The sequence below is a fragment of the Butyrivibrio sp. AE2032 genome (genome assembly GCF_000702965.1).
Window position 1 is genome coordinate 2,159,110 of record NZ_JNLF01000005.1, and the last position, 24,934, is coordinate 2,184,043.

Annotated in this window: 22 protein-coding genes; 15 read left to right on the forward strand and 7 right to left on the reverse strand. The window is 47.3% G+C overall.

Annotated elements, in window-relative coordinates; genetic code table 11:
- Genes BO18_RS27230 through BO18_RS27240 form a run of 3 tightly spaced genes read left to right on the forward strand, consistent with a single transcriptional unit; the run spans nucleotide 1 to nucleotide 2,883 of the window.
- Nucleotides 1-1,026, forward strand: coding sequence for a S66 family peptidase (locus BO18_RS27230; RefSeq protein ID WP_034451022.1), 1,026 nt, complete (start codon nucleotides 1-3; stop codon nucleotides 1,024-1,026).
- Between the two features lie 20 nt (nucleotides 1,027-1,046).
- Nucleotides 1,047-1,682, forward strand: a complete 636-nt coding sequence (locus tag BO18_RS27235) for a class I SAM-dependent methyltransferase (RefSeq protein ID WP_034451024.1) — start codon at nucleotides 1,047-1,049, stop codon at nucleotides 1,680-1,682.
- Between the two features lie 43 nt (nucleotides 1,683-1,725).
- Nucleotides 1,726-2,883, forward strand: coding sequence for a TFIIB-type zinc ribbon-containing protein (locus BO18_RS27240; protein ID WP_034451026.1), 1,158 nt, complete (start codon nucleotides 1,726-1,728; stop codon nucleotides 2,881-2,883).
- Nucleotides 2,884-2,908: 25 nt separating this feature from the next.
- On the opposite strand, the gene BO18_RS27245 is transcribed toward BO18_RS27240, so the two are convergent.
- From BO18_RS27245 to BO18_RS27260, 4 genes are all read right to left on the reverse strand, one after another.
- On the reverse strand, nucleotides 2,909-3,373 hold the full coding sequence (locus BO18_RS27245) for a DUF3021 domain-containing protein (protein WP_034451027.1): 465 nt from the start codon (nucleotides 3,371-3,373) through the stop codon (nucleotides 2,909-2,911).
- Complete coding sequence (locus BO18_RS27250; protein WP_034451029.1) at nucleotides 3,370-3,831, reverse strand: LytTR family DNA-binding domain-containing protein; 462 nt, start codon at nucleotides 3,829-3,831, stop codon at nucleotides 3,370-3,372. Before BO18_RS27250 ends, BO18_RS27245 begins: the two co-directional genes overlap by 4 nt.
- Before the next feature lie 88 nt (nucleotides 3,832-3,919).
- Complete coding sequence (locus BO18_RS27255; RefSeq protein ID WP_034451031.1) at nucleotides 3,920-4,690, reverse strand: ABC transporter permease; 771 nt, start codon at nucleotides 4,688-4,690, stop codon at nucleotides 3,920-3,922.
- A 12-nt stretch (nucleotides 4,691-4,702) separates the two neighbouring features.
- A complete protein-coding gene (locus BO18_RS27260; protein ID WP_034451033.1) occupies nucleotides 4,703-5,428 on the reverse strand; it encodes an ABC transporter ATP-binding protein in 726 nt (241 codons plus the stop codon).
- A gap of 195 nt (nucleotides 5,429-5,623) precedes the next feature.
- Between BO18_RS27260 and BO18_RS27265 the strand changes: the two genes are divergently transcribed.
- Complete coding sequence (locus tag BO18_RS27265) at nucleotides 5,624-6,502, forward strand: YncE family protein (RefSeq protein ID WP_034451034.1); 879 nt, start codon at nucleotides 5,624-5,626, stop codon at nucleotides 6,500-6,502.
- A 429-nt stretch (nucleotides 6,503-6,931) separates the two neighbouring features.
- Entirely contained in the window at nucleotides 6,932-8,290 is a 1,359-nt protein-coding gene (locus BO18_RS27270) for an MATE family efflux transporter (protein WP_034451037.1), read from the forward strand.
- Between the two features lie 85 nt (nucleotides 8,291-8,375).
- On the opposite strand, the gene BO18_RS27275 is transcribed toward BO18_RS27270, so the two are convergent.
- On the reverse strand, nucleotides 8,376-8,873 hold the full coding sequence (locus tag BO18_RS27275) for a hypothetical protein (protein WP_034451038.1): 498 nt from the start codon (nucleotides 8,871-8,873) through the stop codon (nucleotides 8,376-8,378).
- A 180-nt stretch (nucleotides 8,874-9,053) separates the two neighbouring features.
- On the opposite strand from BO18_RS27275, the gene BO18_RS35155 reads away from it, so the two are divergent.
- The 10 genes from BO18_RS35155 to BO18_RS27325 all read left to right on the forward strand — a co-directional run bounded on the left by BO18_RS35155 (nucleotide 9,054) and on the right by BO18_RS27325 (nucleotide 22,364).
- Nucleotides 9,054-10,091 carry a zinc ribbon domain-containing protein gene (locus BO18_RS35155; protein WP_034451040.1) on the forward strand — a complete coding sequence of 346 codons (1,038 nt, stop codon included), beginning with the start codon at nucleotides 9,054-9,056 and terminating at the stop codon, nucleotides 10,089-10,091.
- 28 nt (nucleotides 10,092-10,119) lie between these two features.
- Entirely contained in the window at nucleotides 10,120-10,992 is an 873-nt protein-coding gene (locus BO18_RS27285) for a GNAT family N-acetyltransferase (RefSeq protein ID WP_034451041.1), read from the forward strand.
- A gap of 169 nt (nucleotides 10,993-11,161) precedes the next feature.
- Nucleotides 11,162-11,665 (forward strand): hypothetical protein, encoded by a 504-nt coding sequence (locus tag BO18_RS27290; protein WP_034451042.1) that lies wholly within the window; start codon nucleotides 11,162-11,164, stop codon nucleotides 11,663-11,665.
- 234 nt (nucleotides 11,666-11,899) lie between these two features.
- The gene (locus BO18_RS27295; protein WP_034451044.1) at nucleotides 11,900-13,360 is read left to right on the forward strand and encodes an SWIM zinc finger family protein; all 1,461 of its coding nucleotides are present in this window, start codon (nucleotides 11,900-11,902) and stop codon (nucleotides 13,358-13,360) included.
- Nucleotides 13,361-13,402: 42 nt separating this feature from the next.
- Nucleotides 13,403-15,292: a hypothetical protein gene (locus BO18_RS27300; RefSeq protein ID WP_034451045.1), complete on the forward strand. Its 1,890-nt coding sequence runs from the start codon at nucleotides 13,403-13,405 to the stop codon at nucleotides 15,290-15,292.
- A 19-nt stretch (nucleotides 15,293-15,311) separates the two neighbouring features.
- Complete coding sequence (locus BO18_RS27305; protein WP_034451047.1) at nucleotides 15,312-16,400, forward strand: ATP-binding protein; 1,089 nt, start codon at nucleotides 15,312-15,314, stop codon at nucleotides 16,398-16,400.
- Between the two features lies 1 nt (nucleotide 16,401).
- Nucleotides 16,402-18,777 carry a DUF5682 family protein gene (locus BO18_RS27310; RefSeq protein WP_034451048.1) on the forward strand — a complete coding sequence of 792 codons (2,376 nt, stop codon included), beginning with the start codon at nucleotides 16,402-16,404 and terminating at the stop codon, nucleotides 18,775-18,777.
- Between the two features lie 37 nt (nucleotides 18,778-18,814).
- Nucleotides 18,815-20,008, forward strand: a complete 1,194-nt coding sequence (locus BO18_RS27315) for a VWA domain-containing protein (RefSeq protein WP_051689220.1) — start codon at nucleotides 18,815-18,817, stop codon at nucleotides 20,006-20,008.
- Between the two features lie 719 nt (nucleotides 20,009-20,727).
- Nucleotides 20,728-21,636 (forward strand): hypothetical protein, encoded by a 909-nt coding sequence (locus BO18_RS27320; protein ID WP_185752588.1) that lies wholly within the window; start codon nucleotides 20,728-20,730, stop codon nucleotides 21,634-21,636.
- Between the two features lie 50 nt (nucleotides 21,637-21,686).
- Nucleotides 21,687-22,364, forward strand: coding sequence for an MBL fold metallo-hydrolase (locus BO18_RS27325; RefSeq protein ID WP_034451052.1), 678 nt, complete (start codon nucleotides 21,687-21,689; stop codon nucleotides 22,362-22,364).
- A gap of 15 nt (nucleotides 22,365-22,379) precedes the next feature.
- Here BO18_RS27325 and BO18_RS27330 read toward each other — a convergent pair whose 3' ends face one another.
- Both BO18_RS27330 and BO18_RS27335 read right to left on the reverse strand, forming a co-directional pair.
- Entirely contained in the window at nucleotides 22,380-23,498 is a 1,119-nt protein-coding gene (locus BO18_RS27330) for a hypothetical protein (RefSeq protein WP_034451055.1), read from the reverse strand.
- Between the two features lie 71 nt (nucleotides 23,499-23,569).
- Nucleotides 23,570-24,886: an N-acetylmuramoyl-L-alanine amidase family protein gene (locus tag BO18_RS27335; RefSeq protein WP_034451057.1), complete on the reverse strand. Its 1,317-nt coding sequence runs from the start codon at nucleotides 24,884-24,886 to the stop codon at nucleotides 23,570-23,572.
- Nucleotides 24,887-24,934 lie beyond the last annotated feature (48 nt).

Here is a 24,934-nt window from a genome sequence, read left to right on the forward strand (position 1 = left end):
ATGATCAGACCGGGAAGACTTCATAAAGGCGATACCATAGCGATAATCAGTCCTTCATGGGGCTGTGCCGGATCTCCACGCGTTTTATGGAAATATCACCTGGGCTGTCAAAGACTTAAAGAATTGGGCCTGAATGTGGTACCTTCACCCAATGCTCTCAGAGGTACGGAATATCTTAAGAATAATCCGCAGTCAAGAGCGGACGATATCATGTGGGCCTTCAGGAACAAGGAGATAAAGGCGGTAATGGCGGCGATCGGAGGAAACGATGCTGCAACTCTTTTGCCGTATTTATCAGCGGAAACAATAACCTGTAATCCTAAGATCTTCTGCGGCTATTCTGATGTTATGGCACTGCATCTGTTTTGTTTCAGGGCAGGCTTGATGACATTTTACGGAGACAATCTTCTGCCGACTGTCGCGGAAACGGGCGGGTGGCATCCATACAGCCGGTACTGGTTTGAGAAGGTTTTCTTTGACAGCGCTCCCATAGGAGAGATAACTGCTTCAAAGGACTGGTCTTTCAGCAAAGACAATCTCACGGATAAGTCTTGTAGAAAGACATATACGGATAACAGCGGATACTGTTATGTTCAAGGCAAGGGAAAAATAAGTGGCAGGCTTTTCGGAGGGCATGGAGATCTCAGAACCATAAGAAATTCCGACGGTTCAGAGATCGTCCGCAGGGAAGATATGGACGGCAGCATACTGTTCTTTGAGGATATACCGGAATTCTGTACCGTGGATTATATGGCGGATTTTTTCGATTGGCTTGGCGTGAAAGGTTACCTGCAGATCCTTAAAGGCGTGATCATCGGAAAGATGAGGATGCAAAGCGGGTTTGAGCCGTATGCTGAAAGGATAAGACAAGTTGTCACTGATAAATACCATTGTGCAGATCTTCCGGTAATGGGCGGACTGAACTTCGGGCATTCTTCGCCGATGTTTATCCTGCCATACGGCGCGGAAGCCGAACTGGATATAGATTCTTTAAGATTCAGGATTACGGAAAGCGGTGTCGTATAATCGTATGCAGGTGAAAAGATATGAGTATTTTCGATGATGTAAACAAATGGGAGAAAGAGGAAGGAGCGGATATCTTTTCCGCGATCCTCGATGTGAGCGATCCGGTGATCCTTGATTACGGATGCGGTGCCGGCAACTATTCTTTTGCGGCATCATATGCTTTCGGTCAGAAATGCAAAGTGTATGCCGTGGATATCAATAAGCAGTGCCTTGACTATGTAAGCGGGAAGGCAAAGGATGAGAAGTTCGGCTGCATTATTCCGGCCGAGGGAAGAGAAGATTACCGTCATGATTTTGAAGATGGCTTTTTCGATCTTGTCATCTATGCGGACATGTTTCACGGAGAAGAAAAAACATATAACGGGCTCCACCGTTTTGTGATGCTTGAAGAAGCAAAAAGGACTCTGAAGAATGGCGGCATTCTTGCGGTCCTGCCTTTCCATCTGTCGAATTTCCGGGATAAGGATAAAAAGAAGTGCAAGTACACATATAAAAAACTGATCGGAGAAATAAGCGGATGCGGATTCAGATACATCGAAAAGGATCTGCAGGGGATACATTTCGAGAAGGTGTACAGCCCTTATTACCAACAAAAGGGCGGGGTTACTTTCGAAAGCCTTGAACGCGGCAAATTACTGGTGTTTGAGAAAGAATAATAATCTATAATCTAATAGATGCGGGATAAGGAGGATACTGTCTATGAAATGCAGCAACTGTGGCGGAACACTGAGATATGATATTGCCAGCTATGGTCTGGTATGTGATCTATGCGGAACCGTAAAGCGTCTCCACCGGCCCGAAGAAGGCGTTGTAATAGGAGAATTCGACTTTGCGACAGCTTTAAGAGGCTCAGGCACCAATTGGGGCGTAACCAGAAGACTTGTAACATGTAAGAGCTGCGGTGCGCAGATGCTCTATGATTCGGACCAGATGTCAGGCATGTGCCCTTACTGCGGTTCGGCAGTCGTATTGTCGGCAGAAGATGCCGACTGCGGCGTCGCTCCGAGTGCGATAATTCCTTTCACGCTTACGAAGGAGCAGGTTGCGGAGAAGTTCTACCGATGGAACAAATTCGCATTCTGGTCACCGGAAAAATTCAGAAAAGGGAAATTCTTATCGGATTTGGTTCCGCTCTATATCCCTTACTGGACCTTTGAGGCAGACGCGGTAACAACATACTCCGGCAGGTTCGGATTTACGGTGGGAAGCGGTGACAGTCAGAGGACAAACATGTATCAGAAGACCGGCATAGCCGAAAAGCATATCAGTGAATTTAATGTCTGCGGAAGCAGGAAGTTTTTTAACGACAGGATGTTAAATTCCGTGGTTTCATTTAAGAGCCGTGAGAGCCTGCCGTACACGCCCGAAACATTATCCGGCATGGCAGCAGAGATCTATACGATAGGCATCGACGAGGCATGGAATTATGCCAAGACAACCGGACTCAAAAAGGAGATCATGGAATCCACGCGTGAGCATGAACACGCGGACTGCTATTCGAATCTTATCTGTTCGACCGAGTACTATAACGTCAAGTTCAGATATGTTCTTGTTCCCGTATATCTGGCCGGCTGCAGATACGGCGGCAAGATATACAATGTCGTGGCAAGCGGTACGAACGGCAGAGGCAAATGCAACAGACCCGTATCCATAGCGAAATTCATAATCGTCCCGCTATTGTTCCTGGCATATTTTCTTATAGGCGCTTTCCTTAATTTGGGATTCTGGTATTTCCAGATAGGTTTTATGCTTCCATTCGCCGCAATCGCTATATTCGTGATCATGTTTATGGTTGCGTTCGGTAAGCAGAGCAGAGAGGAAGCCAGGGAACGAGAACAGTATTACTCTGAAAAATAAGGGTGCCGGTATCTGTTAATATTTCTTACTCCGTCAGCTCATTTATCGCTTTGATGTCGGCTTTGACTTTCCTGTACTCGATAGTGATCATGATGATGTGTGTTGCGAGATAACCGGCCATTGTGCTGATGAAGGCCGCGGGATAGCGGTGCAGCTGCCACAGCACGACTGTGATGCCCATACTGGCGGCAGCGGTGATCAGGAAGTAGATGAGGCTCTGGATTACAAATCCGATGCGTTCAACTTCATATATGGCTGTCGCGCCTGAGAATACCGCGCCGATGAGCCCGTAGATCAGCACGTTGCAGTATGCGGCGATGACCGGGGTGGGGAAGAGCGCGACGTACTGGGGCGACATCGAGATAAAACCTTCTGAACCTGTTGCATTCGCGACAGCGTCAATAATGAGGTTGATCAGTATACCCATGAATGCCGAGACTGAGAAGCTTATGGCGATCCTGGTCAGGTACTCTTTAAGCATGCTTTTCATGAGTTTTCCTCCCTGACCTTCTTTAACCGTTCTTTGATCTTTGCGACGTTGCGGCGTGAGACGTATGTCTCGTAGCCGTTCTTCATGACGAGTCTGATCGTTCCCGTGATGCTCATGTCGAGTGATCTGATCTTCCTTATATTTACTATTTCTGATTTGGAGATCCTGATAAAGTCAGCCTCCTGCAGTTCGTTCTCGAGTTCATAGAGTTTCTGCGGCACAACAAAGCGGCCGTCGATAGTCAGTATCATCACACGCTGACCTTCCGAATAGGCGGAGAAGATCTCGCTCCTGCGGAGTATCCTCTTGTTGCCCTTCTCATCGGTTCCGGTCAGGTTCCTGTCGAATATCTCATGGAGCTCGTTTACAACGGACCTGACTTCACCGGTCATGTCTCCGCTGCAGACTTTGAGCTCGAGCTCCTTATATTTGCTGTCGATATCCGTGCTGATCTTCATAACCCGAGTATAGCATTATTTAACAATGTTACACACTTGAAAATACATGTATCCGGCTCCCGAACGCGGTTTCATCCGGGCATTACCATTACTTCAGATCGCTCCTCATCCTGTGACCGAAAACCACACCTGCAAGTACCGTTATGACAAGGGCACAGCAGACCATAACTATGAGCGGCAAGATGAAAGTGTCCATGCCGAAGTCCAGATCGATGGCAGAGCGTGCAATCCTGGTTGCATAGTAGAACGGCATGCACTTTGCTGCCTTCTGCATGATGCCGCCGACGCCTTCCACGTCGAACCAGATGCCGCCGAGCATCGAGCCGACAGAGATAAGGATCGAGCAGATGCCGGGAGCTGCTTTCTCATTCAGGAGAGTGCCGAACAGCAGTCCGAGCGATGAGAACATCAGTGCGGAAGGAATGACCATTACGATGCAGAGCAGAAGTCCCAAAACACTGATCTCATAGCCTGTGATAAGCGCGATCACCAGTGCAACGATGAATGATGCCGTTACCTGAATGACTGCGGTTACGATCATCGGCAGGAGATATCCCATGAGGAAATCCCTGTTTTTCATCGGTGAAGAATAGAGTCTTACGAGGAACGAACTCTCGCGGTCCTTTGCAAGACCGATCGCCGTGAAGAGCATAACGAACATCTGCCCGAAGACGGCGATGCCGCCGGCAAGATTATCGATCCTGAAGATCGTCATTCCGGCTTCCTTGGGGATCGCCGTGTTAACTACCGTCATTATTATCAGCATTACCAGCGGAAACGCTACACAGAAGATCCAGCTTAAGGGATCCCTTGCCATTTCCAGCAGATTCCTCTTTGAAAAAGCTAATGTCTTGTTCATCATAATATCTCCTTATACCTCAGCTTCCGCAACGCTTACGAAAACATCCTCAAGTCCTTTTTTACCTGTCATGGCCTCAAGCTCGTCAAGTGTTCCGACCGCCCTTACCTTGCCTTCGGTCATTATGACGATCCTGTCAGCCAGCGCCTGTGCCTCTTCCATGTAGTGGGTCGTAAGTATGATCGTCGTGTCTTTCTTCAAGACCTCGATCTCGCGCCACAGCTGCCTTCTGGCGAGCACATCGAGACCCAGTGTCGGTTCATCCAGGAACAGTATCTTAGGCCCGCCGATGGTTGCCATCGCTATGGAGATCTTGCGCTTATATCCGCCCGAGAGGAGCTTTGCCTTCTTGTTCTCGAATTCCTTAAGCCCGAAAGCATTTATCGTACGGTCGACTGCCGCCTTTATCTTATCCTTGGGCAGATAGAGCGCAGCTATGAATTCCAGATTCTCTCTTACCGTAAGGTTCTCTGCAACTGCCGTCTCCTGCGGTGACACGCCTACCAGACTCTTTACGAGGTCTCTCTCGCTGACCACATCATGCCCCAGGATCTCGGCCTTGCCGCCGGTGGGGTTTGTGAGACACGTGAGCATCCTGACCGTCGTCGTCTTTCCCGCACCGTTAACACCGAGGAGCGCTATCAGCTCGCCCTCATTCACGCTCAGCGTGAGTCCGTCTACCGCGACCTTGTCCTTGAAGGTCTTCGTCAGTCCTTCTGTCTTAATTGCATATCCCATATTCCAGACTCCTTTTGTTGTATTTGAGCCGATCTTACCGTGCCGGGATCTGCGGATAAACAGAAATGACACAAGCGGTAGTTTTTGGATATATGAACGGTAGGCCGGTACGCTGAATTCCTTGATTCATTTGCTGTTAATTGCTAATCTACGCTTATCAGACAATCGCACTTTGGAGCCTGCTGTGGAGGGAAAATGCAGAAAAAACTGTTAGTGATACTCAGCCTTGTCAGCTCGATAATGCTTATCGGATGCGGCAAAACAAAAGCCGGTTTTAAATACGAACTCGCGGATGTTCATCCTGTTGCAGGCCGGCAGGGCGTTTGTTCTGAGAAAGGCTGCTATTGGGTAAGCGGATCCACTACGCTGACAAAATATGACAGCAGCTGGAATCTCATATCGGAAAATACGGAGCCGTTTGAGGGCTACACGCTGGAAGTCAACCATATCGGCGATATCGATGTGTATAACAATGAGCTGTATCTGGGAGTCGAGTACTTTTCGGATGGTGAAGGGAAAAACATACAGGTCGCAGTCTATGACGGTGACACATTGGAACTCAAGAGAGTATTCCCGTTCCGCTCCGACACAGGTCAGCTTGAGTGCAGCGGAATTGCCGTGGACCCCGTTTCACGGACCGTGTATATGACCTCATGGATCGATGACGAATCCAGCAGCTATCTCTATATGTACGACCTTGATACGGGAGATTACAAGGGCAAACTGAAAATGGATCCCGTCCCGCAATGGCTGCAGGGCATAGCCTGTTTTAACGGAAGCCTGTATGTGACGTGTGATGACGGAAATGCGGATAATGATGAACCGGACCATATGTACAGGATAGATATTTCGGGTGACAAAGACATCGGGAAAGTCATTCCTGAAAAAGCATTTGATGATGTGATAAAACAGGGTGAGATCGAAGGTCTGACATTTGATGAGGACCATAGACAGCTTCTGCTCTTATATAACAGGGGAGCAAAGATCGTTGCGGGAATGCCTAAAGGGTTTTATGAAGGCTATAGCGAAGAAATACATGAAGTGTTTGTTTATGACATTGTCGAAGAAAGATAGATCCCGAAGAGGACCTGAGTGATAAGAGTTTTGAAGACTTTAAACCTGTATGCAATGAAAATGAAGTTTTTGGCTTTACAGTCTCTATTTACAGTTCGGATAACATAACCAATCTGGACGATTTTAAAGAACATCATAAACGGATCGGTTGGTCTGACCCCAAGATTTCCGATGAGAAGCCCAGTCTTTCAAACGTTCCGGACGACGAAAGCGACGTTTTTGCCAGATACAATTTTAAACATGCGGTACATATAAGCTATACCGATCAAAACAGACACGGGAAGATCTCTGTTTTCTAATTGAATCTAATAAGTCTGGCAGACCATTTTATCAGGAAAGATATGAGCCGGATGAGATATCTCTTCCGGCTCTGTTATATAATGGGTCAGGAGACAGGCATCGTAATCGACTAATGAGGTAGTTGCGTTGATGGATTTGGATGAAAAGAAAGATTTCAATAAGCAGCTTATGAGTCTTGCGGTGCCTTTGGCGGTACAGAATCTTCTTACGTCTCTTGTCGGGGCATCGGATGCTCTTATGCTCGGGCGGTTGACGCAGGATGCTATCGCTGCGGTATCACTTGCAAATCAGGTTTCTTTTGTAATGTCCCTGTTTTATGGCGCTACTGTTGTAGCGGCCAGCGTTTTGGTCTCACAATACTGGGGCAAAGGTGATTATCTGAACGTAAGAAGATTTCTGGCAATGTCGATACGGTATGCCGTAGGCATCGGCGTGGTCTTCACATTAGGTGCTTTCTTTTTCGCAGAGCAGATCATTGGAATATTATCACCTGAACAGGAGCTGATCCGGATCGGTTCGGAATACCTGAGGATAGTATGCTTCTCGTTTGTTTTAACAGCTGTATTGAGCAGCTTCCTGATGATCATGAAGGTCTCGGGACATGCGAAGCTGAGCGTATGGATCTCTGTCGTTACCGTAACGGTGGACATGGCAGCCGACTTCTTCCTGATCTATGGTTTTGGAAAGATTCCCGCCTTAGGCGCAAACGGTTCTGCTTATTCGACGATCGTTGTGGAGATCATTGCCCTGACCTGGTGTGTTATATGGACTCAGCGAAATGAGAAGATCAGGATCGAGAAAGACACACTGTTCTATTTCTCGAAGGAATATGAGCGGGATATGTGGAAGATCATCCCGGGAATGCTGGCATCATCATTGTCGTGGGGACTCAGTATAACAATGCACTCATTCATTCTGGGACATCTCGGAACGGATGCCACAGCTGCGGCATCTGTAACCACGGTTGCCCAGCAGCTGATACAGGGACTTACACACGGCTTCGCAACCGGTATAGGAATCATGATAGGACAGCTCCTTGGACGGAATGAACTCGATAAGGCAAAAAGATACGGTGCTCGCAGCTGGAAAGTGACGTTGCTTTTGGGAATCATAAATGTAGGGCTGGTATGCATAGTCGGTCCGCTTGTATACATATTCTATGTGCTGGAACCCCAGGCAAAGCAATACCTGGTACAGATGCTTATATTCCTTGCGTTTTATATGTTTGCTTTCGCATACAATACCATTTTTACCTGCGGAGTCTTTCCGGCAGGCGGAGATTCGATTTATGACGGGATAAGTGTATTGATCGCGACATGGTGCTTTGCGATCCCGCTGGCGCTTATAGCCTGCTTTGTATTGCATCTTCCGGTAATGGTTATATATGTGGTCATGTGTCTGGATGAGATCGTAAAGGTGCCTTTCATCAAGTGGAGATACAATAAATACATCTGGCTTAAGAATCTCACGAAAGAAACTGCAGGATGAATTGGTATTGAATATGATCAGTAACCCGTTTGGAGAGAAACAATGACCAAGGCTTTGTTTGTAGATTTTTATTCATCCTTGTGTCTTATTTTTCATTATCAAGCATAACGATCTCATAAACATCCGTATCTTCATAATTATCCCATTTGATAGCGATACAAGGACCCTCAGAGAAGTTGGGATAGTCAAGTTTTTCGACGGCAATGAGACTTCTTATACCGTCATCAGATTCAAAAACGACTTTCGGATATATTTCGTTATCGCTAAACTCTGATTTTCTTTTGTCAACTATAGTGCCGCGTTGTACGCTGAACTTTCCTTTTGTGATCTGTCTCGAAAAAGCATTACTGAGAACAAAAAGATATATGCAAAAAGCAACAATTCCAAATGCAAATATGCAGATATTAAGGATATTGTGTTTGTATATAGTCAAACCCAGATAGACCAAAAGCACAAACACAAAGATCGGTATGAGTTTTTTGCGCTGTTCTTTGTCACGTTTTGAGGCTTTTGCTTTTAAATACTCAATTTCCTCTGTTGTTGCCTTTCTTAAACTGATCTTGTCTCCGGTAGAATTGTCCATGCTGTTACTCCCATATTTATATGCCAGGAACCATAGATAATAAACAATGGCTTTCATCTATTAGTGGGATTATAACATGTAGAATCGGATTGATATAACGTGCCTCATGCTTTTCAAATCAAGTGTCATTTACAAAACTCCCCGATACTTTATAATCTATTCTTGAAAGGGGATAGTAAAATGGCAAGAGGCGGACATCACGGTGGCGGTTTCCACGGCGGCGGACATCATTTCAGCGGCGGCGGTTTTCACGGCGGTGGCTTTGGAGGCGGAAGCTTTCATAGTGGAGGATACCACGGCGGAGGTTATTATGGTGGAGGTTTCGACGGCGATTCTGAAGATACGATCGTCAGAATAGCCGTCCTGGTACTTGTCGGTCTCGGCTACTTCGGTTATTCGGTTGCAATGGGCTATGTGCCCGGGATGAACCTTATTAACCTCGGTATATTTGCTCTGAGTGTTTTTCTCTATTATTTTTCATTGAAAGAGCACGACAGGATCACCGGTATTTATAACCTTAACTATCGAACCATGGGATTTGCCAAGGTTCAGGTATGGAAGGCGGATTATAAAAACTATGCTCCGGGTGGCTCTGTAAGTGACAAGGTTTCCTGGGCTGCGAAGTCCGGCAACAAATACCGCATAGCTTTCTATGACAGGGATTTCGGCGAAGAAAACATCAGGAAAGTAAAAGAGCTAATCAAGAGGACTCCGAAGATCATCTGGATGAGATCTATTGTATGGCTTATCATCGGCATCATTTCCGGAATCTCGACGCTGTTCTTTTATGAGGTTGTCATTCCATATTTTGAGCATATGGAAATGACCGATGAGGCGTTCGCGTTTATTGACGAACTGGTCTTCTATTTCCCGGCAGGAGTTACACTGCTCTGCGCGATCTCATGTTATGTTCTTGTACTCGTCAGAGACAATCTTTTGCACAAGTGCGCACTGAGAATAGTTGAAGATAACAATGCGGCATTTGAGAGGATGCTTACAGAGGGATCCATTGCTTCAATGCTGAGCAAAAAGTGGTATTACAACAACTGCCCGAACTGCGGTTCGGATGCAAAACAGGATATGCGTTTCTGCAATCACTGCGGTTCATCGCTTGAAGTAAATGATATTTCCAAGGAACAGGTTGGTGCCGTTCACCGCATATCTGCGGAAGCGGAAAACAACGGCAAGAAACCGGAAATAATAAGACATACTGATTAATAGTCTACAGCCTGCGGGAGAATTGATCATGGAATTAATAAGCGGCTACATGAGAGACGAAAAATCACGTCACATGTTGAATGCTCTGACCCGGAAGACTTTTGGATTTGATTTTGAAGGATGGGTTACAAACGGATATTTTGAAGGGGATTACATTCCCTATTCCCTGGTGGAAAACGGTGTGATGATCTCTAATGTTTCCGCCAATAAGATGAGGTTCACGCAGAACGGAGCCATCAAAAACTACATTCAGTTAGGCACAGTCATGACTGACGAAAGCTACAGAAAACAGGGCCTTGCCGCAAAGCTGATGCAGCACGTCATCAAAGAGTATGAGGACAAGTGCGACGGCATATATCTTTTCGGAAACCTCAGCGCAGTGGGCTTTTACAGGAAGATGGGCTTTGTCATCGCGAACCAGTACAGGTATTTCGTCAAAGAGGAATTCTGCAACAGCGGAAAAACCGGTGAGCCGTTCATACCCGTCAGCGAAATGGGCGAAGACATAAAACAGAAGTACAGAGGACTCGTTCGCCGGAGCTGTCCGCATTCAGCATTCGAACAGATAAACAAGTTTGGTCTCCAGATGTTCTACACATCCGGAATGGACAGCGTTTACTACTCCTCTGATCTTGACTGCTTCATCGTAAAGGAGCAGGACGGCGATACTGTTTTAAGTTCCGTTCTTTGTAAGGAAAAGGCATGCCTTGCGGAAGTCATAAAACGCATCGATGTCAGAAACAGATTATGGCTCGGCTTTGTCCCTCTTGGCGAAGACGAGGCACTCTGTGATTGTTTGCTCTACGACGGAGCAGACGATTACCGGCTGTTCTACAGAGGATCTGAGCTTGAATCTATAGAACGCGACAAGCTGTACTTCCCGGATCTGTCACACGCATAAACAGATTCCGATTAAAAGATCCGATACCTCTTAGAAATCAGGGGTATTTTTATTTTCAACAATGGCAGTTTTGGATTTGTTCAAAGCCTTATCGGGTTCATAAATACTATAGAAAACGTTATGATCGGTTTTATAGATGATGGTAAATCTGGAGTTGTGGGGTTAAAAAATGACAATTAAGGAAGCTTGTGATCTGTTAAGAGAAGAACTGATGGATAATGGTTATGAATACGGTTTCTATTTGAATGGGGTAACGTACAAACCCGATTTTTCACAGGGTTTTGATAATGAATTCTTTGAACTTTTATTGAAAGAATACCGCATTCAAGATCCGCAAGATACAAAGCAAGCTAAAGTCGGGACTTGCCATGATGCGGTTGTGCTGATGAGATCCATTCTCGATGAATACAGTGTTCCAAGCAGGATTTGGCTGTTACATGACAGACAAAACGGAAAGTTCCATACCATTTTGACCTTTTATCTTGAAAACAAAGTTATATATTTGGAACTGACACCTCAATCCGGAAAGCCCTGGTATGGGAAAGAAATTGTTTTTGAAAGTGAGCAGTTATTTATAGATCGGTATAAAGAAGACGGGTATGAAGTGATTGATGTCACAGATTCAGTAATTATAGGAGAAGCACCTGATTTTGTTCTGTCGAGAATGGATTAACAGTTTCAAGTCTGTCGGGGTGATGTAATAGACTTTTGTTCGAAAGTCAGGGCTGATCTGGATATTGATTGGTACATAGATAATATGTGATGGAACATAAAACCAAGCAGTTAAAAGAATTGAACTTTTCACATCACGCTTCCCGCAAACTGTCTCGTATGCCGAGAATCTTTGCCGGAATGTTATAATTCAAAATACAGGGCTGTTTGATGTCGGGGAAAGAAAGGGAGATCTATGGATATTTCAGTACTTACAGAAGAATATGTACAGCGGAATGCAGTGAATGCTTCTGCACTGGCGAATGCACGCAAGATATCATCGAAAGGGGATTTTACCGGAAGAAAGATCACCGCAGACAGGACGCTGATCTACGGTGACTGCAAAGGGTCCGGAAAGGAGCCGTACCATACTTCGGTTGATGTGTCAGGAGATTCAGTGATCAGCCGTTGCAGCTGCCCGAGCAGACAGTTCCCGTGCAAGCATGCGCTGGCACTGATGCTGGACTTTGCATCAGGCAGGACATTTGAGACTGGCGATGTACCTGAGGACATAGCACGCAAGCGCGAAAAGATCGAGAAGCGCGAAGAGAAGGCTAAGCAGGAAGCTTCTGCTGATGCGGCACCGAAGTCCGAAGAAGAACTTCAGAAAGAAGCACAGAAAAAGAAAGCTTCTGCTGATGCGGCAGCGAAGAAAAAGATCGCCCGCCAGATGGAAGGTCTTTCCCTGGTTTCCGATTTTACGAATGAGATGCTTAGTGCGGGACTTGGTACAGTAAACAGCGGTTCTGTCAGCAAATATAAGGATCTCGCGAAGCAGTTGGGTGATTACTATCTGAACGGCCTGCAGCTGTTGCTGCAGCGTTTCATTCTGGCGGTGCAGGCAGACAGAAGTCAGTACGGAGAGAAGGAACTTGTAGAGAAACTGGTTCAGCTCGACCAGGCGGCTAAGAAATGCAGGGCATGGCTGGAGAAACAGCTCGAGAGCGGCGATTTCGGACCGAAGGACGACATTCTATACGAGCAGCTGGGAGGCATCTGGCGCTTAGACCAGCTTGAGGAACTCGGTCTCTATAAAGAAAATGCCGAACTTGTGCAGCTCTCCTTTACTGTGCTGTGGGATGAGGCTGCACAGACCGAGACAGATACCGCATATTGGATCGATCTGACGGGCGGCGTGATCTCCAAGACTGAGAATATCCGTCCGGTGAAAGCAAAGAAATATGTGCGTGCCGATGACAGCGCTTTTGAATTGTACAAAGTGAAGAAACTGTATTTCTATCCCGGCGGGATCAACAGACGTATCCGTTGGGATGAGGCCGTGAGCGAGCCCTGCGGTCCGGAAATACCGGGTAAAGTGATGTCTTTTGCAAGAGACGGGATCAATGCCGCCGTAAAAGAAGCTAAGAACGAACTGAAGAATACATTGTCAGACGATTCAGTCGCAATGCTGATCGCATTCGACTGCATAACCGTCTCGCCGGAAGGCGTGATAGCGCTCAGGAAAGGAGAAGAATCCATAGAACTGCGCGAATCCTCCGAATATGAAGGCTGCCTTAAGACATTAAGACATCTCCCGGAACGTTATTGCAAAGAAGGCGCAGTCCTGGGTGAGATCCGGTATTCGGCAGAAGATAAAAAAGTTTACATGGTGCCGCTTGCCGTGGTTACACGGTCTGCGATTTTGCGTTTGATATAAAGCAGCGATGGCGGATTCGAAAAAAGGAAAGCGGAGGACAATATGGAGATAGCAGTTTTTTATGAAGTGCGTGACAGGTTATATAATGCGGCGCTGGCCGGCAGCAGCATCATTGCTGAGGATTTCCGCTTAAAGCGTGCCGTGGAGGACCTTGGTTCACTTGCTGAGAAGGGCAAGGTATTTGCTGCGCTCAAACAAAAATGCGAGAAGCTTCTTGAAGCAGGAGAAGATGCATCATCGCTTCTGGCGGATTGCATAGCTTTGGCTGATGCGATCGCGGTAACGCTCGGACAGAACGGAGAGCCTGAAGGCGGTGAAGTCATAGGTCAGAAGGAAAAAGCAGGAATCTGGGAGCAGGATCCTCCGGTGGGTAATGTTACTTACAGAGAGATGCAGGAAGCTTTGGAACTGCTGCGTAAGGGAAGCGAGAATACCATAAAGATCGCTGATAAGTATCCCGGAGTGCTCACTGACATACGCTTTGGCAGGGCTGTAGCCGACGGACTGAATGGCAGAGCCTCGGAATATGGAGAAAGATTTGCCGCACTTGTTCTGGAGATCTGCGGTGACGGTTTGAAGCAGATCTATAAGGACAGCCTGGATCTGAATGATGAAGCGGCAAAGGGAAGACAGATAAAGGTGATAGCAAGTGTATATGGTGCCGAAGAGAATGACTGGTATCAGGAACTTGCTAAGAACGAATCGATATCACAGAAGGTCCGCCTGGAGGCTATAAATGCACTCTCCTGCAGCACCGCTAATGAAGATGTCCTAATGGAGTTATATAAGACCGGTAAGGGTAAGATCAAAGCGGCAGCACTTGAATCTCTGGCCCGTGCGGGGGCAGCCGGGATCGAGAACTATTTCGAGAAAATGCTTGCGAAAGACGATTTCTCCGCATCTGATGAGGAGCTGATAAGGGTATCTCCGTCAGAAACTGCTGCGGCGTGTGTTTTGAAGTATGTTCAATTATGTGAGGCGGATCATAAAAAGCCGCCGAAAATGACCCTGTTGGAGAGAAAGACGGGACCGGTTGCAGAAGAAGCGTTCCTCAGAATGTTGAAGCTGATGAATAAAGGCGTCAGAAGGAATGTGGGGACATCGATCCTCATCAGCAATCTGATCGAAGGCATTCCCGGTGCGGATGAACTTATCGAACGGCTTTATGCAAAAAGTCCTGAAAGATTTTCGGGAGCGTACGCATATAGCGGTTTGGTAAATGGCACTTTGAAAGTTTCTGATCTGATGCGCGTTCAGGACATGATCACAGGCAATTACTGTGAGGATGATAAATGCCCTGCCCGTTACAAGTTTACATCTGAAATGCTCCGGAAGATCCGTTTGATTCCGGCTTCCGGCGAGTATCGTGTCGAGTGGACACGCGGGTATGATTTCCTTACCAGGAAGATCGGCACAGAGCTTCCGCAGGCGATACTGGATGTACTGACAGATCCGGCAGCGCTTAAGAGCTTCAATGCTGCGGCGGAATGCTGCGTGAGTCTTTCCAAGCTTTGTCTGAGCAGTGATCCGGCAACAAGGGAGTTGTGCGAAGATACTGTCTATGGTGCATACAGTGTCGGACCATGGGAACATGAGCGGATCATGAAAGCTGCAATACCATTCCTGGAAAAGGCTATAGAGGCACACCCGTCGGTATATTATGGTACGCCGGTTCACAAACTTATCACGGATAAAAAGGGAAGAGTCGATCTGTACTATGAATTCGTCTGCAAGAATGCGGAAGTGCAGAGCTTAAGGCCGAGTGTCGCACCGGGAGCCGGCTGGTACGGAAGCATGCGTGTGGAGATCCCTGATCATGAGCAGATGGTTAAAGAATACCAATATGCAAAAGACAAGCTGAACAAGATGTTCTCAAAGGTCAGAAATGAAGACCGGCAGAAGATCATGCGGGTTATAGATGAAATGATCTGAATATACGGAGGGTAGTAAAATGGCGAATCAAAACGAGATCCTGCGGCTTTCCGCAGAAGACACCTACAAAGAAGAGATCGATGCCCTGATCGCAGCAGACAAAGATCCCAAACCGGCCGGCTGGCAGATGTCGCCGCGTTCGGTGCTTACATATATCTGTGGCGGCAAAGCGGGCAATAAGACGATCACACCGAAGTACATCGGTGATAAGCGTCTGGTCGAGATCTGTATTGCAACACTGGTCACGGACCGTGCACTGCTTCTGATAGGCGATCCCGGAACGGCCAAGTCATGGCTCTCGGAGAACTTAAGTGCCGCGATCAACGGCAATTCATCACGCGTTATCCAGGGTACGGCAGGCACTACTGAGGAGCAGATCCGCTACTCCTGGAATTATGCGATGCTGCTTGCCAAGGGCCCGTCTCATGAGAGTCTCATCAAGAGCCCGATCTATACGGCAATGGAGGAGGGAGCGATCGCACGCGTTGAGGAGATCTCCCGCTGTGCGAGCGAAGTACAGGATGCTTTGATCTCGATCCTTTCTGAAAAGCGCATCGCCATTCCTGAACTGTCTGAGGAATTGGCCGCGAAAAAAGGATTCTCCATCATAGCTACCGCTAATACAAGAGATAAAGGTGTCAATGAGATGAGTTCCGCATTGAAGCGCCGTTTCAACATCGTGGTCCTGCCGGCACCGGCATCTATCGAAGCGGAGATGGAGATCGTTCAGACAAGAGCAGCCAAACTGGCTAATGATTTTGAACTTCGTGCCTCAATGCCGGATGCAAATACCGTGGAAAAAGTTGTGACCATCTTCCGCGAGCTGCGTGCAGGACAGACTATCGACGGTAAAGTTAAGCTGGCACAGACCAGCGGTGTGCTCTCGACGGCAGAAGAGATTTCACTGATCGTGAACAGCATGGCTCTGGCTGGAAGCTTCGGCAACGGCAAGGTAACGGATGCCGAACTTGCGAGCGCGCTGCAGGGAGCGATCGTGAAAGACGATAAGAAAGATGCCAAGGTATGGGAAGAATATCTTGAGAACGTGATGCGCAAGCGCGGTAGGGAATACAGTACGCTTTATTCGGAGTGCAGGAGCCTGCTCTAAATTGGGAAAGATCACTTATTTCGGAATCCGGCATCTATCGCCGGTATGTGCATACTATCTCCGGGAATTGCTGCAGAATGAAGAACCGGGGCTTGTACTGATCGAAGGACCGTCGGACTTAAACGGTCTGATGGACGGTCTCGTGTCGGAAGAAGCAGAACTGCCTGCAGCGATCCTGGCATACACGAAAGAACCGCCTGTAGAGACGGTGCTCTATCCTTTCGCGGAATTTTCGCCGGAATATCAGGCCATTCTCTGGGCGAAGGAAAAGGGCGTCAAAGCACGCTTTATAGATCTTCCTTCCAGTGTTGAACTCGGATACTACAAAGAACTTCGAGGACGCGCGGAAGAAGAGATGAGATCCCCCAAAAGCATTGATAAGGGCGGGGGCAAGGAAGAACCGGACAGCGGAAGTTCCGGACAGGATAAAAAAACATCCGTATACGAACAGATCGAACAGCTGACCGGTATACCGCATGATTCTTTCTGGGAATATACCTTTGAAGGCTGCGGCAGCGGCGAGGAGCTGGCTGCTGCAATGGATACGTACGGTGCTTCTCTGCGCGAGTTTACGGAGGCGGATAAAGACAGCTTCAAGGCTGAGCACGAGGAGCTTCGTGAATGCCATATGCGCCGCATGATAGCGGAGGCTGTTCTGGAAGATCCGGACCGCAGCATCGTGGTGGTGACCGGTGCATTTCATACGGCTGCAGTAAAGAAAGCGTATTCGGAAGATGACCGCAAAAAGACTGACGCTGTTCTTGCCGGTAAACAAAATCTGAAGGACTGCAATGCGACTCTTATGCCGTATTCATATTACCGTTTGTCGGAACATTCCGGCTACGGGGCAGGTGCGAAGGCACCAAATTATTTCGAGATCCTGTGGAGGTGCCGTAATGCATCCGGAGGCGCTCCGGGCGGTGATATGGCCGCTTCGGAATATCTGACCAGAGTGGCAGCTTATCAGAGACTGCACGGCGGAATGGCGTCATCAGCCCAGGTGATCGAGGCACTCAGGCTTGCAAATGAGCTGGCTGCGATGAACGGCGGAAAATATCCTGCACTGGCGGATCTCCGTTCTTCTGCTATTACATGTATCGGAGAGGGAAGTTTTGCTGAGATTGCGGTTGCTGTAGCCAATACCGAGATCGGAACCAGGATCGGTCAGATGCCGGAAGGAACGGTATGCACCTCCGTACAGGAAGATTTTCTGCGTCAGTTGAAGGTGCTGAAGCTGGAAAGATTCAGGAGCAGCGAACGGCAGGAACTCGATCTGGATCTGCGTGAGAATCTGCGCGTGAAATCGCAGGAAGCGGCGTTCCTTGATCTGAACCGTTCATTTTTCCTGCACCGTATGTCAGTCCTGCAGACCGGATTCTGCACTCAGGAAAGATACCGGCAGGATACGGCTACATGGGCGGAGAAATGGAGCCTTCAGTGGACACCGGAGACCGAGATACGGATCGTCGAGGCATCCCTTAAAGGAGATACATTAGAAGAGGCCGCAGTGACTGTACTCGGGGAGAAGCTGCGCGCTGCGGAGAATGTGAAGCAGACATCGGAGATCCTGGCAAAAGCGCTCGAGGCAGGACTGACCGCATGCGTACGGGAAGCCATCTATGCAGTACAAAACAGCGCGGCAGGAAATGAAGCTATCCAGGATGTCGGCTGTGCCATCGGAGATCTTTCCATGACGGTACGCTTCGGTAACATAAGGCGCATGGATCTGTCCGGGATCGAACCGCTGATGGAAAGACTGTTCCTGAAATTCTGTCTGAATCTCCGAAAAGAATGTGTCTGCGATGAAGCGGCAGCAAAAGAGATCCTTCCGGCACTCGCAACGGTATGGGATGCGGTGCAGATCCATGAATTTCTTGATAAAGAAAGGCTCGTACACGCGTTTATGGAGCTTGCGGAAGATGATATGGCTAATCCGCTCTTGTCAGGATTTGCATGCGGAGCCTTGGCAGAACGCGGTGATATCGATGCGGAAAAACTCTATTCCTTGATGGAACGTCATCTTGCAAAAGGCATGCCGTCAGCAGACGGTGCATATTGGTTTGAAGGACTGGCAGAGAAGAATCACAGAGCCCTGATCGCCAGACTGGGCATCTGGGAGCATCTGGCTGCCTATATCCGTTCATTGGACGAGGAAGAATTCAGATCGGCTGCGATCTGTCTCAGAAGGACGTTCTCTACTTTTTCGCCGGCGGAGAAACTGGACATTGCAGAAAATATCTGCGAGATCTTTGGCGTAAATGCAACTTCCGCTGCCGCCTACATGAACGGCACCCTGACGGAAGAAGAGAGCAAGGCGGTGCATGAAGCGGAACAGAGTGCCATTGGTGATGTGGACGATTTTGACTTTGATATTTAACGCATGATACGGGATTAAATGACAACAGGGAAGCGAAATGGAGAATAATACTGATCTGACAACTACACAGACAACTGATACCGCAGAACAGCTGAAGAAGTGGCGTCTGTTGCTCGGAAGTGAGAGCGAGAGCGGTTTCCCGGCAGGAAGCATGGGTCTGATGTCGGCAGAAGAGATGCTGATGGATCAGGCGCTTTCACAGATCTACGGATGGGATAAGGAGAATGGCAGCGCCGGGGGCGGAAAGATGGCTTCACCGGTGCTTACGAAGTGGCTCGGAGATCTCAGGACACTATTCTCGCCCATGCAGATACGGGTGATCCAGAACGATGCGATCGAACGTATGGGAATGAAAGAGCTTTTGTTCGAACCTGAGATGCTGTCGGAACTTGCTCCGGACGTTTCCATGGCTTCGCTTCTCCTGATGATGAAGGACCAGATACCGAAGAAAGCAAAGGAACAGGCAAGGGAGTATATCCGCAAGATCATTGAAGAGATCAACAAACGCCTGGCAGATGATGTGCGCAGGTGTGTCAGTTCGGCAGTAAATAAAAGAGAACATTCTCCTATCCCTTCGGCCAGTGCTCTTGATTACAAATTGACTATAAGAAGAAATCTTAAGAATTATGACCTGAGCACCGGATCGCTTTATCCTGAGAAGTTCTATTTCTTTGAACATGCATCTACGGCAAGAAGCGCTTCAAGGACGATCGTTCTGGATATCGATCAGAGTGGTTCCATGGGTGAATCGGCCATCTATGCCTCCGTAATGGGATGTATTCTTGCGAGTATCAGCTCCGTAAAGACCCATGTGGTAGCCTTTGATACTGAGGTCACGGATCTCACGGAATTGTGTGAGGATCCTGTTGAATTGCTTTACGGCATACAATTGGGTGGCGGAACCAATATCGAGAAGTCTGTCGCTTACTGCAGCGGTTTGATCGCGGCTCCGGCAAAGACGACAATGTTCCTGGTGACGGATCTTTATGAGAACGGCAACCGTGCAGGCCTTTTGCAGCGTCTTGCAGATCTGAAAGAGTCCGGCGTGACCATAGTGGTACTGCTTGCTATTTCTGACAGCGGAAAGCCTGTCTATGACCATCAGCTGGCAGAAAGGATCTCAGCTATGGATATCCCATGCTTCGGCTGTCCGCCGGAAAAACTGCCGGAACTTCTTGAGCATGCACTCAAGCACCGGACGATGGATTCCTTTGTTGAAAGAAACACCTGACCGCTAAATGATGTAAGGAATTATTTGATCCAACGCCTCTGAGAAATCAGGGGTGTAATTTTGTTTACGACATTCCATCAGGAATGTGTTGATTAAGCACCATCTTGTTACAGCATTACTGATTGTTTGGCCTCCTGCCTCCATGGATAATGAAGCCATCCAAGAAAACTTTCATATACGGAGGAAAAGAAAATGAATAACGATACTATGAAAATGATCGGATGAGTATCTGCTCGAAGACTACTTTAAGGATACCCGTAATGGATACTTATATGACATGATATAATTGCTCTGTAAGAATGACCGGTCTTATCAGGCTGAAGAAGTTTACGGACAACAGGATCAAAAAGGATTAGCGCGGGTGCTATATGTCTGAACGAAAGAAAGAACTCAGCAAGTTGTGTTTGGCCGGTTTCATTTTTACGGTTCTGCCTTTGGCTTTGATATCATTGTGTTTCTTTTTCCAAAGGGGCTTTTACGTCGAGAAAGTGCTGCCCGCCGGTTTAATTCTGTCGCCATTGCTCGGATTAATTCTTTCGATAGCAGGCCTTGTCACTGCCGGGAGAAAAGGCAAAGGCGGCAAGGCATTTGGTATAGCAGGAGCAGTTATACCGGGCATTGGTATAACTGTTGTTGCCTCGATTCTTATATATGTCTTGGCAGCAAATGCAAGCACAACCAGTAGATTACAGAAAAATGAAATGTATTCATTGGGCAGAATGGGAGAAACTTTAAATACTGAATATGATGTCAGTCCGTACCGGATCCCTGAAGGGTATGAATTCAATCAATTGAACATAACCGTCAGCAAAGCAGAGCTTGAGACATATGCCGGATCCAAGCTGCAGACAATAAGCAAAAAAAGTGATAAGAGTATCAAGGGTGTATTTCAGGATTATAATTTCCTCATTGTCAGAAGTGACTGTATCGATGAATGGCTGGATAATAACTGTCCGCGCGGAATCCAATACTATAACGGAAATGCAAGCGTCGAATATGGGGATTACTGGGAATTTGCCGCGATCAGATCCTATCCCCTTGCAGTGTACAAGGATCCGTCTGACAAATACATAATCATCACCAACTGTGACGATCATAAGATCATCGCGGAGTTTTTCGAAGGGATAGGGGCAGCCGTGCCAATTGAAACGACGGTTGAGACGGTTGAGGAAACAGTGGAAGAACCGAGGAGTCCCGAATTCTTTGATAATTATGAACAGGTTGTTTTCCTCAGGGATAACATTAACGAGGACATGTCTTTGCTTGAGATAATCGATGTTGTTGATGAATCATGCAAAGATACCAGAGACAAAGACATGTATACGCTTGAATTCGGCACGTTCAACTACAGCACTTACGATCATTACGCTGACGAGTATGTCGACATGGGTCCGTACTACTGTTTTTGCATGGAAAGGCTTTTCTGGGCAGAAGACGGGAGAACTTATAAGCTCTATGTAAGTGTCCTTTATGAAACCAACAGTACGAATCAGGATTATAAGCATGTTGAAATGCATGAAATGGACGTGAAAGGTGATTTCTTCGATTACGTCCGAAAATCATACCCGTATAATTATGCCAAGACGGAAAAAATAGCTAAGATCGACATCTATATGATAGAGTTTTGACGGGGCAGGAAAAGGACAGAAGAAACTATCCATAACGGGGGAACTGACGAATGGAACTTAAGAAACTATCAGAACATATATGGTATATGCCTTTTGAGGAAGAGCGCGACCGTCCGAACCTGGGCTATGTCAGGGGCGAAAAGCTGTGTTTGGCAATCGATGCCGGACACTCGGAAGCGCATGTCAGGGAGTTTTACGGGCTTCTCCAAAAGGAAGGCCTGCCTCTCCCGACCCTCACGGTCCTTACACACTGGCACTGGGATCACACTTTCGCGATGCACGCCGTAAACGGTCTTACCATGGCAAATAAACGCACGAACGGTCATCTTCTGGAATGCATGAAAAAGATAGAGATGAACGGCCCGGATGTTTTCCTGAACATGTACGACAGCATCAGGAAAGAATATGAAGGCGGCAGGGAAGTGATCGTTGTCCCTGCCGATATCGTTTTCGATGGCGACATGACGGTCGATCTTGGCGGATGCACGGTCAGGCTCCTGCAGACACCGGCTCCTCACACAGATGATTCAACACTTGTTTATGTGTGCGAAGATAATACTCTTTTTGTCGGCGATGCAGCCTGTTCTCAATTTCCAAACGGAACCAAAGACAGGATACTGTCAGGTGACCTGGCTGAAAAGATCCGTTCGACAGGCGCTGTCACCTGTGTCGAAGGTCATTGGCAGCCTGTGGAGACAGAAGATACTCTGGCAGATCTTCTGAACTGAAACAGGAATATCCGCTTACCATGCCTCGAAAGTCTGTACCCTGAGTGTGAAATCGATGGTATAGTCCATGATCACCAGTCTGTATTCGTGCTCGCCGAGTTCACCCAGTTCGTTACTGTTAAGATTGATGAAACGGCACGTTTCGACCCAAACATCTGAATCTCCGATCCTTTTTTCGTTCGATGAAGCCGTCTCAAGATAGAAATCACCGGGCGTGATATCCACATATTCACTGCCTTCTTTGACATAAAGCCTGATCTCATCCGTGCTGATGTTGTTGATATCGAATTCTTCTATGCTTTCGACACCCGCATCACTGTCAGTGGCTATAAGAAAACGGATGGTCGTGACCTGGGGGTCTTTTGGTTCCTGGTATACGTCGTAAGTGGCATAGGTGTAATTATATGAGCACACTCCGACGGTTATACCGCCACGGGTGACGTAAAGTTCATTTGCCTCTTCATCGACCTGAAGTTCGGTCCAGGTGACGTATTCGCTGTAATCATCGTCGTCGGTCGTTTCCGCTATATCAGCGATTTCTTCCCAGTTTCCGGTCTCTTCGTTAAAGATCTGTGTCTTTCTGATGTTATCCGTTTTCGGCGGAAGACTGTAATCAAAGCGTGAATAGCGCAGATTCATTTTCGGGACAGAATCATAGCCTAGGACCTCTACACTGACAACTTCGCGGATATCACCGTTTTCTAGATTGAATACGAACGACACGACGGTGATCCGTTTATCGCATTTCATCTTCATATAATACAGGTTGCCGCATTCGACTATCTCCTGATCATTGAAATCAATGGAGTCATAAAAGCATTGGAAGATAAGATCACCGTTGATGATGACATTATCGGCTTCTTTCTGTTCCGGGGAATGGCTGAATACAAGGACGAAAGTCTGGTCCGTATCATCATGATCCCTGGCTAACGCCGCGAGTCCTGCCAGATTATCCGAAGGATAGAATTTCCAATCTGCATTGTCCGAGAGTTCAAACGGACAATCCTTCAGGATCGTTTCTGAAGAAACTGCAGGCTCTGACCGGTTAAGGAAAAACAACACAAAGACCACTGCCGCCAAAACGGCAATCAGGCTTACAGCAGTAATTATCAGTGCGGTTTTCTTCTGTTTCATAACCATTCCCCATATAAAACGAATGCTTTTGGTCAATGAACGAACCGGCAGATCTTATCCTGTTTTTCAGCTCATGGATTCGTACAGTAACCGCTTGCGTTGAAGTTGTAGTTCTTACCGTCGATCTTAATTGTCTCGTTTTTGGCAAACCACCCTGAATCATCTCCGTACCACCAGCCTGTGGAATTCCGTTTCCAGGAAGCCTTGTATTTATATGTCCAGGTGCCGTCGGCATTGAGCCAGTAACCGCCGCAGTATTCTTTCGATGCCATGGTGCCGTTTGACTTAAGATAGTAGTATTTGCCGCCGATATACTGCCATCCGGTCAGCATGGCTCCGTCCTTGTTGAAGTAGTACCAGTGACCCGCATCGAGCTGCCAGCCTGTATGCATTGAGCCGTCGGAATTGAAGTAATACCATACTCCGCTGACACTTCTCCAACCGGTTACCATATATCCGTTCTGGTCGAAATAATACCAGCGGTTTCCGATGGACTTGAACTGGTTCTTAGGGTAGGACCCGTCGGGATTCTGATACCACCAGCCGGCAGAATCCTTCTGCCATCCGGGTACGGAGATCTTGAAGCTGTACTTGCCCAGATACTTGTCGACGATCGAGGATCTCTCGGCAAAGAAGTAATATGTGCCTTTTGAGAGCTTGTATTTGAACACGCCGTTTCCGACCTTGGTGCTGTCATTCCACGTAATATATTCAACATCCAAATTACCGGCATCCCTTATCTTGACTCCGGAAGAAGTGCAGACACCGAAAGATGACTGGAAAACCAGTGTTTTTACGGATATTGCAACTTCCGCATCAGCATCCAATGTGAACTTGTAAAAATCCGCCTTGTCGTTATAAGCAAAGAATCCGTTGTAATTTGTATTTGTCTTAACGGCGCTTGCGGTTGAGATCTCGTTATTTGAACCATTGTATGAATCCGTAAATGACTCTCCTGAACCCGAGAAACTGACAGTGAAATTATAAGTCCCGCTGTAATAATTCGGATTGTAATTGTTGATCTTCAGATAATATGTTCCGGCATTAAGAGCATATACATATGTCACATTGCTTTCCTTAAGATTGGAATCCCAGGCAGGGGACAGGATAAGCACTTCTGACTTAAGGTCATTACTTCCGTAAATAAAGATCTGCGTAGAAATGAAATCCGCATGGAACTTGAGCGTCATGGTTCCTGATGTGCTGAGTGTGAGCTTATACCAGTCAGTGTCATTCGATTTTGTCATGCTGCCTGAATACTTCTGATCAAACGTGACATTGGCTGCCTGCTGATATGTATTACCGCCGTCCGCCATTACGGTCATAGGAATGACAGATGCCGTCATTACAACAGTAAGGATCAGCACAAGCAATCTTTTAAAATACATTTTCCCGTTCCCCATATCATTTATCCTTTCGAAATACACAGAGTGTCG

Coding starts and splice junctions, on each gene's coding strand:
- BO18_RS27275 (WP_034451038.1), bottom strand. CDS start 8,873: ATGGACAATTCTACCGGAGACAAGATCAGTTTAAGAAAGGCAACAACA.
- BO18_RS27305 (WP_034451047.1), top strand. CDS start 15,312: ATGGCGAATCAAAACGAGATCCTGCGGCTTTCCGCAGAAGACACCTAC.
- BO18_RS27235 (WP_034451024.1), top strand. CDS start 1,047: ATGAGTATTTTCGATGATGTAAACAAATGGGAGAAAGAGGAAGGAGCG.
- BO18_RS27290 (WP_034451042.1), top strand. CDS start 11,162: ATGACAATTAAGGAAGCTTGTGATCTGTTAAGAGAAGAACTGATGGAT.
- BO18_RS27255 (WP_034451031.1), bottom strand. CDS start 4,690: ATGAACAAGACATTAGCTTTTTCAAAGAGGAATCTGCTGGAAATGGCA.
- BO18_RS27285 (WP_034451041.1), top strand. CDS start 10,120: ATGGAATTAATAAGCGGCTACATGAGAGACGAAAAATCACGTCACATG.
- BO18_RS27335 (WP_034451057.1), bottom strand. CDS start 24,886: ATGTATTTTAAAAGATTGCTTGTGCTGATCCTTACTGTTGTAATGACG.
- BO18_RS27250 (WP_034451029.1), bottom strand. CDS start 3,831: ATGAAGATCAGCACGGATATCGACAGCAAATATAAGGAGCTCGAGCTC.
- BO18_RS27270 (WP_034451037.1), top strand. CDS start 6,932: ATGGATTTGGATGAAAAGAAAGATTTCAATAAGCAGCTTATGAGTCTT.
- BO18_RS27295 (WP_034451044.1), top strand. CDS start 11,900: ATGGATATTTCAGTACTTACAGAAGAATATGTACAGCGGAATGCAGTG.
- BO18_RS27320 (WP_185752588.1), top strand. CDS start 20,728: ATGGGAGAAACTTTAAATACTGAATATGATGTCAGTCCGTACCGGATC.
- BO18_RS27325 (WP_034451052.1), top strand. CDS start 21,687: ATGGAACTTAAGAAACTATCAGAACATATATGGTATATGCCTTTTGAG.
- BO18_RS27240 (WP_034451026.1), top strand. CDS start 1,726: ATGAAATGCAGCAACTGTGGCGGAACACTGAGATATGATATTGCCAGC.
- BO18_RS27265 (WP_034451034.1), top strand. CDS start 5,624: ATGCAGAAAAAACTGTTAGTGATACTCAGCCTTGTCAGCTCGATAATG.
- BO18_RS27230 (WP_034451022.1), top strand. CDS start 1: ATGATCAGACCGGGAAGACTTCATAAAGGCGATACCATAGCGATAATC.
- BO18_RS27315 (WP_051689220.1), top strand. CDS start 18,815: ATGGAGAATAATACTGATCTGACAACTACACAGACAACTGATACCGCA.
- BO18_RS27260 (WP_034451033.1), bottom strand. CDS start 5,428: ATGGGATATGCAATTAAGACAGAAGGACTGACGAAGACCTTCAAGGAC.
- BO18_RS27245 (WP_034451027.1), bottom strand. CDS start 3,373: ATGAAAAGCATGCTTAAAGAGTACCTGACCAGGATCGCCATAAGCTTC.
- BO18_RS35155 (WP_034451040.1), top strand. CDS start 9,054: ATGGCAAGAGGCGGACATCACGGTGGCGGTTTCCACGGCGGCGGACAT.
- BO18_RS27330 (WP_034451055.1), bottom strand. CDS start 23,498: ATGAAACAGAAGAAAACCGCACTGATAATTACTGCTGTAAGCCTGATT.
- BO18_RS27300 (WP_034451045.1), top strand. CDS start 13,403: ATGGAGATAGCAGTTTTTTATGAAGTGCGTGACAGGTTATATAATGCG.